This window comes from Bacteroides sp. 519, from assembly GCF_010500955.1.
GTDB lineage: Bacteria > Bacteroidota > Bacteroidia > Bacteroidales > Bacteroidaceae > Bacteroides.
Window position 1 is genome coordinate 46,065 of record NZ_QVMJ01000013.1, and the last position, 13,382, is coordinate 59,446.

Annotated in this window: 11 protein-coding genes; 8 read left to right on the forward strand and 3 right to left on the reverse strand. The window is 40.7% G+C overall.

Annotation, left to right across the window (positions count from 1 at the left end):
• Positions 1 to 15 precede the first annotated feature (15 nt).
• From D0T85_RS12295 to D0T85_RS12315, 5 genes are all read left to right on the forward strand, one after another.
• Positions 16 to 402 carry a GxxExxY protein gene (locus D0T85_RS12295; protein ID WP_163213622.1) on the forward strand — a complete coding sequence of 129 codons (387 nt, stop codon included), beginning with the start codon at positions 16 to 18 and terminating at the stop codon, positions 400 to 402.
• Positions 403 to 451: 49 nt separating this feature from the next.
• On the forward strand, positions 452 to 2,008 hold the full coding sequence (locus tag D0T85_RS12300; protein WP_163213623.1) for an NAD(P)/FAD-dependent oxidoreductase: 1,557 nt from the start codon (positions 452 to 454) through the stop codon (positions 2,006 to 2,008).
• 111 nt (positions 2,009 to 2,119) lie between these two features.
• Positions 2,120 to 2,683 carry a LuxR C-terminal-related transcriptional regulator gene (locus D0T85_RS12305; RefSeq protein ID WP_163213625.1) on the forward strand — a complete coding sequence of 188 codons (564 nt, stop codon included), beginning with the start codon at positions 2,120 to 2,122 and terminating at the stop codon, positions 2,681 to 2,683.
• A gap of 100 nt (positions 2,684 to 2,783) precedes the next feature.
• Positions 2,784 to 3,977 carry an ATP-binding protein gene (locus tag D0T85_RS12310; protein ID WP_163213627.1) on the forward strand — a complete coding sequence of 398 codons (1,194 nt, stop codon included), beginning with the start codon at positions 2,784 to 2,786 and terminating at the stop codon, positions 3,975 to 3,977.
• A gap of 124 nt (positions 3,978 to 4,101) precedes the next feature.
• Positions 4,102 to 6,522: a TonB-dependent receptor gene (locus D0T85_RS12315; RefSeq protein WP_163213629.1), complete on the forward strand. Its 2,421-nt coding sequence runs from the start codon at positions 4,102 to 4,104 to the stop codon at positions 6,520 to 6,522.
• 73 nt (positions 6,523 to 6,595) lie between these two features.
• Here D0T85_RS12315 and D0T85_RS12320 read toward each other — a convergent pair whose 3' ends face one another.
• The 3 genes from D0T85_RS12320 to dnaE form a co-directional block, all read right to left on the reverse strand.
• Positions 6,596 to 6,925 carry a hypothetical protein gene (locus D0T85_RS12320; RefSeq protein WP_163213631.1) on the reverse strand — a complete coding sequence of 110 codons (330 nt, stop codon included), beginning with the start codon at positions 6,923 to 6,925 and terminating at the stop codon, positions 6,596 to 6,598.
• 101 nt (positions 6,926 to 7,026) lie between these two features.
• Positions 7,027 to 7,341 carry a thioredoxin gene (trxA, locus tag D0T85_RS12325; RefSeq protein ID WP_163213633.1) on the reverse strand — a complete coding sequence of 105 codons (315 nt, stop codon included), beginning with the start codon at positions 7,339 to 7,341 and terminating at the stop codon, positions 7,027 to 7,029.
• Positions 7,342 to 7,487: 146 nt separating this feature from the next.
• Positions 7,488 to 11,279 (reverse strand): DNA polymerase III subunit alpha, encoded by a 3,792-nt coding sequence (gene dnaE / locus D0T85_RS12330; RefSeq protein ID WP_163213636.1) that lies wholly within the window; start codon positions 11,277 to 11,279, stop codon positions 7,488 to 7,490.
• A 249-nt stretch (positions 11,280 to 11,528) separates the two neighbouring features.
• On the opposite strand from dnaE, the gene D0T85_RS12335 reads away from it, so the two are divergent.
• The 3 genes from D0T85_RS12335 (at position 11,529) to D0T85_RS12345 (ending at position 13,246) form a co-directional block, all read left to right on the forward strand.
• Positions 11,529 to 12,218 (forward strand): phosphatidylserine decarboxylase family protein, encoded by a 690-nt coding sequence (locus D0T85_RS12335; RefSeq protein ID WP_163213638.1) that lies wholly within the window; start codon positions 11,529 to 11,531, stop codon positions 12,216 to 12,218.
• A gap of 7 nt (positions 12,219 to 12,225) precedes the next feature.
• Positions 12,226 to 12,924: a CDP-diacylglycerol--serine O-phosphatidyltransferase gene (gene pssA / locus D0T85_RS12340; protein WP_163213640.1), complete on the forward strand. Its 699-nt coding sequence runs from the start codon at positions 12,226 to 12,228 to the stop codon at positions 12,922 to 12,924.
• Between the two features lie 67 nt (positions 12,925 to 12,991).
• Complete coding sequence (locus tag D0T85_RS12345; RefSeq protein ID WP_163213642.1) at positions 12,992 to 13,246, forward strand: DUF4834 family protein; 255 nt, start codon at positions 12,992 to 12,994, stop codon at positions 13,244 to 13,246.
• Positions 13,247 to 13,382: the final 136 nt, after the last annotated feature.

Here is a 13,382-nt window from a genome sequence, read left to right on the forward strand (position 1 = left end):
TTTTAATTATTAGTTATGGTTGAAGTAGATAAAGATACGAACGATTTAGGATATAAGGTGATGGGATTGGCTTATAAAGTGCATACAACTTTGGGACCAGGATTATTGGAAAGTGCATATGAAGCATGCCTTTGTCATGAATTGGAGAAAGAAAAGATACCGTTTGAAAGACAAAAAGAACTGCCTATTGTTTATGATGGTAAGAAACTGGATTGTGGATATAGAATTGATATATTAGTGGCAAATAAAATTATTTTAGAACTCAAAACAGTAGAAATACTACAGCCAATTCATACTGCTCAACTCATGACTTATCTTAGATTAAGCAAATTACATATAGGCTATTTAATAAACTTTTATTCAACTAGCCTTAAGTATGGCATAAAAAGATATATACTATAAAATAATAAACTCCGCGTAACTCCGCGTAACTTAGCGTTTCAAAAAAAATATGATACAAGAAATCCAACTACGCCTACTCCCCCAGCAAGCAGCAAGCGAGCGGGACATCAAACAATACCTAATAGAAGAAAACGGTTTAAACAACAAAGACATCACCGCCATTCGCATACTAAAGCGGAGCATAGATGCCCGGCAACGAACCATCTTCATAAACCTGAAAGTACGCATCTATATCAACGAGATGCCCGATAAAGAAGAGTACATCCGTACCGAGTACCCCAATGTAGAAGGCAAGCCTCAGGTAATTATTGTTGGTGCAGGTCCCGGCGGACTCTTTGCCGCCCTGCGACTCATTGAAGCAGGCATCCGCCCAATCATTGTAGAACGGGGAAAAGATGTGCACGAGCGCCGGAAAGATATTGCCCTCATCAGCACAGAACATACAGTAAACCCCGAATCGAACTACTCCTTTGGAGAGGGTGGGGCAGGAGCCTTCTCCGATGGAAAACTGTACACCCGTAGCAAAAAGCGAGGCAATGTAGATAAAATACTCAATGTGTTTTGCCAACACGGAGCATCATCTAATATCCTTGTTGATGCACATCCGCATATCGGAACCGATAAACTTCCCCGCGTGATTGAGAATATGCGCAACACCATTATAGCATGTGGTGGCGAAGTACACTTCAATACCCGCATGGATAGCCTTATCATCCGGAACGGAAAAGTAGAAGGCATTGAAACAAATACCGGAAACACCTTTATGGGACCCGTTATTCTGGCTACCGGACATTCTGCCCGCGATGTTTACAACTGGCTGTTCAATAACAATGTAACCATGGAAGCTAAAGGTATTGCCGTAGGTGTACGTCTTGAACACCCGGCACACCTTATCGACCAGATACAATACCACAACAAAGAAGGACGCGGCAAATATCTGCCCGCTGCCGAGTATAGCTTTGTGACTCAGGCAGAAGGCCGTGGCGTTTATAGTTTCTGTATGTGTCCCGGTGGATTTGTGGTTCCCGCCGCCAGTGGGCCCGAGCAGGTTGTGGTAAACGGTATGTCGCCCTCGAACCGCGGGTCGAAGTGGAGCAATTCGGGCATGGTGGTAGAGGTTCATCCGGAAGATATAACTTCCTATGGTACCGGTATACTGGCAATGATGCAGTTTCAGCAAGAAATAGAAAGACAAAGTTGGTTGCAGGGAGGAATGAAACAAACAGCCCCGGCACAACGCATGGTAGACTTTACCAAGAAGAAACTAAGTTTCGATTTACCCGAAAGCTCGTACAGTCCGGGATTGATATCGTCGCCCCTCCATTTCTGGTTACCCGAGTTTGTTACTAAACGGTTAGCAGCCGGCTTTAATCAGTTTGGCCGTAACGCTCGTGGCTTTTTGACCAACGAAGCCGTTATGATTGGAGTTGAGAGCCGTACTTCGTCGCCCGTTCGTATTGTACGAGATAAAGATAGCTTGCAACATGTCACCATCAACGGATTGTTTCCGTGCGGCGAAGGTGCCGGATATGCAGGTGGAATCGTATCTGCCGGCATTGATGGAGAACGGTGTGCGGAGGCAGCAGTAGAATATATACAGATTTGAAACGCAGATTAACGCGGATTAACGCAGATTATATAATCTCAATTCACTACGATCTTAGAATAAAAATCTGCGTTAATCCGCGTTAATCCGCGTTTCAAAAAAAGAATTAACATGGAAATAGCCATTATCACCCCCGATACCCTTTCCGCCGTCGGACTACGGGAATTAATCAAATCCATTTGTGGGCAATGCATTGTTCGCACCTTCCCCGATTTCGGCACCTTTGCCGACGACACCCCCGATATGTACACCTGGTATTTTGTTTCATCGCAAACCTATGTACTATACAATGCCTTTTTTCAACCCCGGAAAGCCAAAACCGTTATTCTGATGCATGGGGTAGGAGGTACCGCTATGCCCCCGGGACATCATATCCTTAATATCTTCCTCCCGGAAATCCGCTTGAAAGCCGAACTGGAGAAATTTATTTCGGGTAGCGCACGCCCCATCCGGCACGAGAACGGCGATAAAGACCTGTCCGACCGGGAAATTGAAGTGCTGGTACTGGTAAGCAAAGGATATATAAATAAGGAAATAGCCGAAAAGCTGAATATATCACTAACAACAGTAATTACCCACCGCAAAAACATCACCGAAAAACTTGGAATAAAGTCGGTTTCCGGCTTAACAATGTATGCCGTGATGAATGGTTATGTAGAGGCAGATAGCATATAAGCAGGTTATAATTACCAGATTGTACTTTTGAAAGAACAATTTTAGGGGAAAAACGTTCTTTTGAAAGTACAATTTAGTATATTTGTAGAAAGCATTTATTATGGACTCATTAATTGGACATTACAATCGTTTACTGAATGCAGTAAACACAACTTATCATCGTTATTTATATAATGAAATAAACTGGAACAATCGTCTTATCGCTATTACTGGTGCCAGAGGAACGGGGAAAACAACCATGCTATTACAATATATAAAGAAAAACTTCCCCGATCGTAGTAAGGCAATCTATATCAGTCTTGATAACATTTGGTTTACAAAGAACTCTTTATCCGATTTGGTTAATCAGTTTCAAGCCTATGGTGGCACACATCTATTTCTGGACGAGGTACATCGTTATCCAACTTGGTCTATCGAAATAAAGAACATATACGATAGTTATCCCGATTTACATGTTGTTTTTACTGGTTCCTCTATTTTGGAAATCTATAAATCGAATGCCGATTTATCGCGCAGAGCCATTAGCTATCATCTGTGTGGGCTATCTTTCCGCGAATTCTTGGCTTTCGAAAACATACTAAATATAGAACCGTTGCCGCTAAACGATATTCTTCAAAAGCATCAAACCATTGCCGGCGATATTACTTCAAAGATTAAAATACTTCCTGAGTATAAGAAATATATTCAATATGGATATTACCCATTCTATAAAGAAGGAGTGAAAGATTATCCATTACGTTTGCAAAATATCATCAATACAATTCTGGAGAATGACCTTCCCGCAGTAGAAAAGGTGGAATATGTAACCATTCAGAAAATAAAGAAGATGCTAATGATAGTTTCTTCATTGGTTCCTTTCTCGCCTAACATAACTAAGTTGAGTACAGAAATAGAGGCGAACCGGGCAAATACACTTCGTTATTTGGGCTATTTAGAAAAAGCAGGTTTAATAATTTCATATCTTTCCCCTCAAAAGGGAATGAGTTCAATGAACAAACCAAATAAAATATATCTGGATAATACAAACTTGCTTTATGCTTTATCCGAATCGAATGTAAATCAGGGTAATATTCGTGAGACTTTCTTTGCAAACCAAATGCGCGTTTTACACAAACTAAATACATCTAATCAAGGCGATTTTGTAGCAGATGATATATTTACTTTCGAAATTGGTGGTGTAAATAAGAACTTTAATCAGATAAAGGATTTGAGCAATAGTTTTGTGGCTATAGATGATATTGAAACCGGATTTGGTAACCGAATCCCTTTGTGGATGTTCGGACTTCTTTATTAAATATTCATCATATATCCTAATAAATTAGGATTGCGCAGGTAATGGAATTGCCGTTACTTTGCAGGCGAAAATTAAACAATGTAGGGATACCCCTTGTGGGTATCCTTGTGATATTAAGAAACAAATGAAAAAATTAGCACTCTTACTCCTTTCGTCACTATTTGTAGTACATAACATTGTAGCCGAAGACATCCCACGCGATACCTTGCGTGTAGTTGATGTGGAAGAAATTGTAGTCATAGCCACACCCAAAGAAAACAAGAAGTTGCGCGAATTGCCTAACGCTGTTACATTACTTTCGCAACAAGATATGCAAGCCAATCAGGTAAACAGCATCAAAAATCTTACTGCATTAGTACCCAACATCTTTATTCCCGATTATGGTTCCCGATTAACATCAGCCATTTACATTCGTGGTATCGGTTCCAGAATCAATACCCCATCCGTGGGATTGTATGTGGACAATGTACCTTATATAGATAAATCGGCATTCGATTTTAATTATGCCGATGTAGAACGGATTGATGTTCTTCGTGGTCCGCAAGGAACATTGTATGGGCGTAATACAATGGGAGGGTTGATCCGGGTTTATACCAAATCGCCCTTTACTTATCAAGGAACCGATGTACGTTTAAGCGCAGGTACCTATAATAATTACAACGCATCAGTTACCAAATACCACAGAATAAATGAGAAGTTTGCATTCTCGGCCGGTGGATTCTATGAACATGCCGGTGGATTCTTCAAGAACAGCTATAACAACAAGCGGGTAGATAAACTTGATGCCGGTGGAGGCCGTATCCGTGCCATCTGGTTACCCTCTGATAATTTGAAACTAGACTTTACTGTAGGTTACGAGTACAACGATCAGGGAGGATACCCCTATTATTATACAGGTGCCATTGGAAAAGAAGAAGATAGAAAAGAGTATATAGATAAAATAGCCTATAATGATGAGGCTAGCTATCGTCGCGGTTTGTTTAATACTGGTTTAAATGTTGAATATCAGGCAAAACACTTTGTGTTGAGTGCAGTAACCGGATTTCAGAATATGAAAGACCGCATGTTTCTGGATCAGGATTTTACTACAGATGATATCTTTAACATTACCCAGAAACAGAAACTAAGTACACTATCGGAGGAGGTTGTATTAAAATCCAAACCAGGCAGTAACTGGCAGTGGACTACCGGTGTTTTCGGGTTCTATCAATGGCTCAATACCGACGGCCCCGTTTTGTTTAAAGAAGACGGTGTAAACCAAATGATAGAAGGTAATGTAAACAAGATTTTTGCAGGATTGCCAACAGGAGCACCCGCTATGAACCTTGATATTAAAGAAGGAAGCCTTCTTACAACAACAGGTAACTTCGATACGCCCAACCTGAATCTGGCTGTATACCATCAATCAACCTATGATAACTTGTTTATCGAAGGACTATCGTTTACCGCCGGACTTCGTTTGGATTATGAGAAGAATAGTATGAAATACAATTCCGGTAGCACCAACCTTGATTACAACTTCTCGCTGACAATACCTATGATGCCCCGACCAATAACGTTGCCAATAGAAACAACAGGTCCTAGCCTAAAAGGTAAAGAAACAAATGATTATCTGCAATTATTGCCAAAGTTTGCCTTGAAATACGACATTAACAGCCGTAATAACATCTATGCATCGGTATCAAAAGGATATCGCTCGGGAGGGTATAATGTGCAAATGTTCTCGGATATTATACAAAGTGAATTGGCCGGCAGTATGGTGAACGATGTAAAAGGGAATCTTAAAGAGTATATGCTAAATATGGGTATGACCGAACCTGCTGTAAATGGAATGTTAAGTATGATTCCTGAAACAAAGAACGACTTTACCATCAGCGAGAGCACAGTATATAAACCCGAATATAGTTGGAACTACGAAATAGGTGCCCACCTTAATTTATTTGATAACCATCTCTTTGCCGATCTGGCAGCATTCTATATGGATACGCACGATCAGCAAATAGCACGCTTCTCGGATAATGGTTTCGGACGTATGACTGAAAATGCAGGAACAAGCCGCAGTTATGGGGTAGAAGCAGCATTGCGCTCGCAAATAACAAATGCATTGATGGTGAACGTGAACTATGGTTATACCCATGCAACTTTCCGTAAATACGAATCCAATCATAAACCAAACGGAAAAGTAGAAGCTGTGGATTACAGTGGCAACTATGTTCCATTCGTTCCTCAACACACTTTCTCTGCTAACGGTCAGTACACCTGGCGCTTTGGCGAAAACAAAACCATCAGTGAGTTAACTGCTAATCTGGGATATAGTGGCGCCGGTAAAATCTATTGGACAGAGGCTAACGATGTAACCCAATCTTTCTATGGTACAGTGAATGCACGCATCAGTGCAGTAGCCGGTCCTGTTCAGGTAGATGTTTGGGGAAGAAATATCTTTGATAAAGAATATGCCTCTTTCTATTTCGAGAGTATGCAGAAAGGATTTATGCAGAAAGGACGTCCTGCACAGTTTGGTGTGGATGTACGATTTAAGTTTTAAGTTTTGAGTAATGAGTAATGAGTTTTGAGTTACCATGCGGCATCGTAACTCAAAACTCATTACTCACAACTCATTACTCTACTTGCCCAATACTGTTGCCATACTCCATTTCGCCTTGTACAACAAATAAGATCTCTTCGGGATCGTATTCCCCTATTTTATCTTTCTTTGCTTCGGCTGCGATGAATTTGGCCACTTCTTCAAGGTCAATGTTTACATACCCTTCTTCGTCGGGTTCAGCATCAAGTATACCGCTTTCGGCATAGAACTCGTCCATAACATCCATGAAATAGTAAAGTTCATCATCAGTGAACTTTTCCTTTAATTCCTGTGGAAGATAGTTTTTGATGAATTCGATTGTTTGTTCATCATCGGTTTCATCGAGTAAGAAATCGTCTTTCATATTAGTTGAGAGTTGAGAGTTGAGAGTTGAGAGTTGAGAGTTGAGAATTAAGAGTTAAGATACCGCATGGTAACTTTCAACTCTCAACTCTCAACTTTCAACTATAATAATGCCTTTATCTTAGCTTCTATTTTATCCTTTGGAACTGCGCTAACCAGTTTATCAACAACATTACCATTCTCTATAAATAAGATAGTTGGAATATTACGAATGTTGTATCGTGCAGCAAGTTCAGTATTCTCATCTACATCACATTTCCCAATAATAACCTGGTCCTGATATTCTGATGCCAGTTCATCAATAATAGGAGATACAACTTTGCATGGTCCGCACCATTCTGCTCCAAAGTCAATAACTACTGGCAATCCTTTTGCCATGATTTCATCTACATTGTTGTCTGTAATCTCTAATGCCATTTTATTTTAGTTTATTTGTTTGTTGTATTAACAAATGTAATACTTCTTTGTTGTTGCAAAGATAGTATATTTAGTTGAGAGTTGAGAATTGAGAGTTGAGAGTTTCCATGCAGCATTCATTATAACTCTCAACTCTCAATTCTCAACTAATTAATGTGGAATTTCAGTTCAGGATGTTCTTCTAAGTAAGACATCAGGCCTTTGCCTACCGATATTTTAACGGGTCGTGCAACAAAGTCCAACGTTTGCGATGCGTCATCGGAATCTATCACTTTAAAATAGAGTTCGGTTTTGCCAGGTTGTTCCTTCGTATGAATGGCTAACTCGGTAATCAAGGCAGAATTCAAAGCTGCCAAAGGGATTGTGATGGTGAATTTCTCAATCAGTTTATCTTTTACATCGGATAAGAGTTCTATCTTATTGACTTTGATTTCCAATTCGTTTTCTCTCCACTTTTTGGGTTGGCATTTAGCCTTAATATATAAGAATGTTCCTTCATAAAGGTATCCTTGGAAATTCACCCAATCTGCTCCAAAGAAAGCTAGTTCGTGCGAACCAGAGAAGTCTTCTATCTTCACAAAGCCATATGGGTTACCTGTTTTGCCAATGCCTTTACGTGTGGCAACCACCATTCCACCCATTGTAAGTTCTTGGTTAGAAAGGGCTTCCAGATTCTCCAGATCAACCATCTTTGTAGGACATAAATAATTCAACACAATACTATACTCATCCAATGGGTGAGCCGATAAGTAGATTCCTACTAACTCGCGCTCGCGGTTCAACCGTTCCAAGTCGTTCCAGCGTTCAGCCGGTGGAATCTCGGGGGTGGCAATGTCTATAATGTTATCACCACCAAATAAGGAGTTGGTGGCCATTGCCTTATCTGTTTGATATTTATTTCCGTACCGAACCAAGGTTTCAAGAAATACTTCGCCTTTAGCGTTTGCTGCAAAGAATTGCTCGCGTTTTATTTCCGAGAAGTTATCGAATCCGCCAGCCAAAGCAATGTTTTCAATGTTCCTCCTGTTGCAGGTATTCAGATTAACACGCTGAACAAAGTCGAATATCCCATTGAATGGTCCATTCTTTGCACGTTCTTCCATGATAGCCTGAACAGCCCCTTCGCCTACACCTCTAATAGCTCCTAGCCCGAAACGAATATCTCCTTTGGGGTTAACGGTAAATTTCAAGTTACTTTCATTCACATCCGGTCCAAGTACTTCCATGCCCATGGCTTTACATTCGTCCATGAACTTGGTGATTTCCGTAATGTTCGAAATGTTTCGGCTCATTACGGCAGCCATATATTCGGCTGGGTAATGTGCTTTAAGATAGGCTGTTTGATAAGCTACCCACGAGTAACATGTAGCATGCGATTTATTGAAAGCGTATGATGCAAACTTCTCCCAGTCTCCCCATATCTTTTCCAATATCTTTGGGTCGTGTCCATTCTTCTTTCCACCTTCAACAAATTTGGGTTTCATCTGATCCAGTTTGTCGCGCAACTTCTTACCCATTGCTTTACGAAGAGCGTCAGATTCACCACGGGTAAAGTCGGCCAACAGACGAGACAGGAGCATGACCTGTTCCTGATATACCGTAATACCATAGGTGTCGCTCAGGTATTGTTCCATCACTGGGATGTCATACTCAATAGGCTTGCGTCCATGCTTACGGTCGATGAAATCGGGGATGTAATCCATAGGACCTGGGCGATAAAGAGCATTCATCGCAATAAGGTCTTCAAAAGTAGTTGGTTGAAGCTCTCGAAGATATTTCTGCATACCGCCAGACTCGAACTGGAATGTACCAATTGTTTTCCCTTCACTATATAGTTGATAGGTCAGCGAGTCTTCAATATCAATGGTGTCAATATCAAGTTCTATTCCATGACGCAGGCGAATGTTTTCAACGGCTTCCTTAATAATAGAAAGGGTTTTCAGTCCCAGGAAGTCCATTTTGATGAGTCCGGTTTCTTCAATTACCGAACCCTCAAACTGGGTAACCAGCATCTTTTCGCCGGTTTCCTTATCATCGGCAGTGCTTACGGGTACCCAATCGGTTATATCATCACGGCAGATAATAATACCACAAGCGTGTACACCTGTGTTGCGCACATTACCTTCGAGTATCTTAGCATATTTAATGGTATCGCGTACCATTGGGTCGGGCGAGGCCTCGGCCATTTGTAGCTCAGGTACAAATTCAATGGCATTCCGTAGATTTATCTTCTTATCCGGTATTCGGTCAGGAACCAACTTACATAATCTGTCCGATTCCGACAAAGGTAGTTTCTGCACGCGGGCTACATCTTTGATGGAACTCTTTGTAGCCATTGTACCATATGTAATGATGTGCGCTACCTTTTCGTATCCATACTTTTCGGTTACCCATTGCAGTACTTCGCCACGGCCATCATCGTCGAAGTCGATATCAATATCGGGGAGTGATATACGGTCGGGGTTAAGGAAACGTTCAAACAGCAGGTCGTATTTAATAGGGTCTATACGGGTAATCTCCAAACAATAAGCTACAGCCGATCCGGCAGCCGATCCACGTCCCGGACCTACCGATACACCCATTCCACGGGCAGCGGCAATAAAGTCTTGCACAATAAGGAAGTATCCCGGGAAACCCATCGTTTTCATGATGTGCAGCTCAAAGTCGAGTCGTTCTTTCACCTCCTTCGGTATCGGGTCGCCGTAATATTTAGGAGCTTTATCGTAGGTAAGCTTTTTCAGGTAATCACCTTCCAATTTAATACGGTATAGCTTTTCATAACCACCAAGACTATCTATTTTGGCTTTGGCTTCTTTCTCGTTAAGCACCACATTGCCGTTTTCATCTTGGGTGAATTCATCGAACAAATCTTTTTCGGTGAGCCTTTGCCTGTATTCTTCTTCGGTTCCAAACTCTACAGGAATTTCGAAGGTTGGCATGATAGGTGGGTTGTCGATGGTATAGAACTCCACTTTATCACATATTTCTACAGTATTAGTAAGTGCCTCGGGAATATGGCCAAAGAGTTCGTTCATTTCCTCGCGTGTCTTCATCCATTCCTGCTTGGTGTAGTACATACGGTTCGGATCGTCCAGGTCCTTACCAGTACTTAAGCAGATAAGACGGTCGTGAGCTTCGGCATGCTCTTCGTTAACAAAGTGAACGTCGTTTGTACAAATCAGCTTAACATTGAATTTCTTGCTAAGTTCTATAATCTTTTCATTAACATTAACTTGCAAGGGGTATGCTTCATGATTTGCATTTGGAACAGTTGCTTTGTGCATTTGCATTTCAAGATAGTAGTCGTCTCCAAAGAGGTTTTTGTACCATTGTACAGCTTCTTCTGCCTCTTCCATCTGTCCGGCAGTGATTCTTTTGGGTACTTCACCCCCCAGACATGCCGAACAAACAATCAGGCCTTCGTGGTATTTCTCCAGCTCGTTCCGGTCGGTACGCGGGCGCATATAATACCCATTGGTCCAGGCCTTTGAAACCAGCTTTATAAGGTTATGGTATCCTGTTTCGTTTTTGGCAAGTAAAACAAGGTGATAACCGCTTTGGTCGGGCTTACCTTCTTTTTTATCCATTGTGCGGCGTGCCACATACATCTCGCAACCGATGATGGGTTTGAACAGTCGTTTATTAGCAGCTTCCAGTTGTTCATTCAGCTTAGCCAATTCTTCTTCTTTGTTTTCGGCATCGCTTTTTTCCAGTTCAGCAATGCTTTTCTTCAGGTCTTTAATTTCACCTTTTACTTTGCCGTTTTTCTTGGAGACGTAGTTGTAGAACTCTTTGACTCCGAACATGTTTCCATGATCGGTAATAGAAATGCCCCGCATTCCATCGGCTATAGCTTTATCGACTAATGCGCTTACGCTTGCCTGACCATCTAAGAGCGAATATTGGGTGTGGACGTGTAAATGAACAAAATCGTGCATAATGAGTAATGAGTTTTGAGTAATGAGTTATGAGTAGTGAGTTATGAACTATGATTTTAATTCCGCATGGTACTCATAACTCACTACTCACTACTCAAAACTGATGACCAAAGTTACAATGACTATGTGTTTCAGCAAAGTTTTTCTCCAAAAAGTTATCAAATCATCTATTTCTCTCTCAATTACTTGTTTGATTTTTAAAATAAGTCTATTTTTGCAGCTAATAATGTATCAACTTAAAACTAATTTATGGGCCGACGTTTACAGAAGCTAAAGAAAATCAGAATACACCACGAAGGTACGAACATCTTGATTGGAGGCTTTTTGATATTATTGATCTTAAATTCGGCTGTGTATTACTTCCTCGGGTGTAATCCTATCTTTTATATTATTCTAGCCATAAGCATTGTACTCTATTCGCTGGTAGTTAATTTTTTCCGCTGTCCTATCCGTGTTTTCGAACAGGCAAGTGAGAGAATAGTAGTAGCTCCTGCCGATGGTAAAATTGTAGTTATAGAGGAAGTTGATGAACATGAGTACTTTCACGACCGCCGTTTAATGGTTTCTATCTTTATGAGTGTATTGAATGTACATGCCAACTGGTATCCGGTTGACGGTACTGTAATGAAGGTAGAACATCATAATGGTAAGTTCTTGAAAGCATGGCTGCCCAAAGCAAGTACCGAAAATGAGCGTTCAACGATTGTTATTAAAACCCCCGAAGGTGTAGAAGTGCTGGCCCGGCAGATTGCAGGAGCTATGGCACGCCGTATTGTTACCTATGCCGAAGTGGGTGAAGAATGCTTTATCGACGAACACATGGGATTTATTAAATTCGGATCGCGCGTGGATGTTTATTTGCCTATAGGCACAGAGGTATGTGTAGCTATGGGACAAAAAACTACCGGTAATCAAACAATCCTTGCCAAATTAAAATAAAAACGGAATGGTTATACGCTTCATACCTAATTTTGTTACCTGCCTCAACCTTTTCTCTGGTTGTATTGCTTGTGTTATGGCTTTTGAAGCGAATTATACATTGGCACTCATCTTTATTATTCTTAGTGCAGTATTTGATTTCTTCGACGGAATGCTTGCAAGGGTACTGAATGCTCCATCGCCTATTGGGAAAGACTTGGATTCATTGGCCGATGATATCAGTTTTGGTATGGCTCCGTCTCTGATGCTCTTCTCCTTATTTAAAGAGGTAACTTACCCCTCATTCCTTACTGGTGTAAGTGATTTATTTCCATATCTTGCATTTGTTCTGGCTGTGTTCTCAGCACTGAGGTTGGCTAAGTTTAACAACGACACCCGGCAAACCGATTCATTTGTAGGGTTGCCTGTACCAGCCAACGCATTATTCTGGGCTGCTTTAATTGTTGGAGCACATGGCTTTTTAACTTCGTCGCAATTCAATGCAATATATCTGTTGTTACTGGTTTTTCTGTTTTCGGGTTTACTGGTATCAGAGATTCCTATGTTCTCATTAAAAATTAAGACTCTTACCTGGAATGAGAATAAGCTTCGCATACTCTTTCTGGTTGTTTGTATTGTACTTATTATATTCCTTAAGGTTAGCGGTATAGCTGCAAGTATTGCATGGTATATTCTTCTTTCTCTCTTTACACGAAAGAAAGCATAAAAATCACGAACACATTTGGCACACTTGTTGTTTTAATACTGTTTTACTTATTTAATAGTTTTAGCCTATGTTCTCTTTTTTAGGATTTATCTTCATTATTATACTTGTTGTATTGCTATTCGGAATATCAATAATAGGCACTGTTGTTCGTTCTCTATTTGGTTTTGGCCGCCGTACAAACCCGGGTCAGCAATCGCGAAACAACAATACACGTACTAACACGCAACAAAAAAAAGAATCATTTACTGATTTCCAGAACAAAGACCGCAAAAAAGTATTCGGTAAAGATGATGGTGAGTATGTGGATTTCGAAGAGTTATAACTCCTTCCACTCTGGTATATAATGGTATATAATGCTTTGTTTTGATTTTGTTGAAATTCTATTGTTTTGAAAATCAGAATCTTACAGTACCACTGTTTTTTTGCCCTTGAGAAAAAAGTACCACGCTGGTGGTACA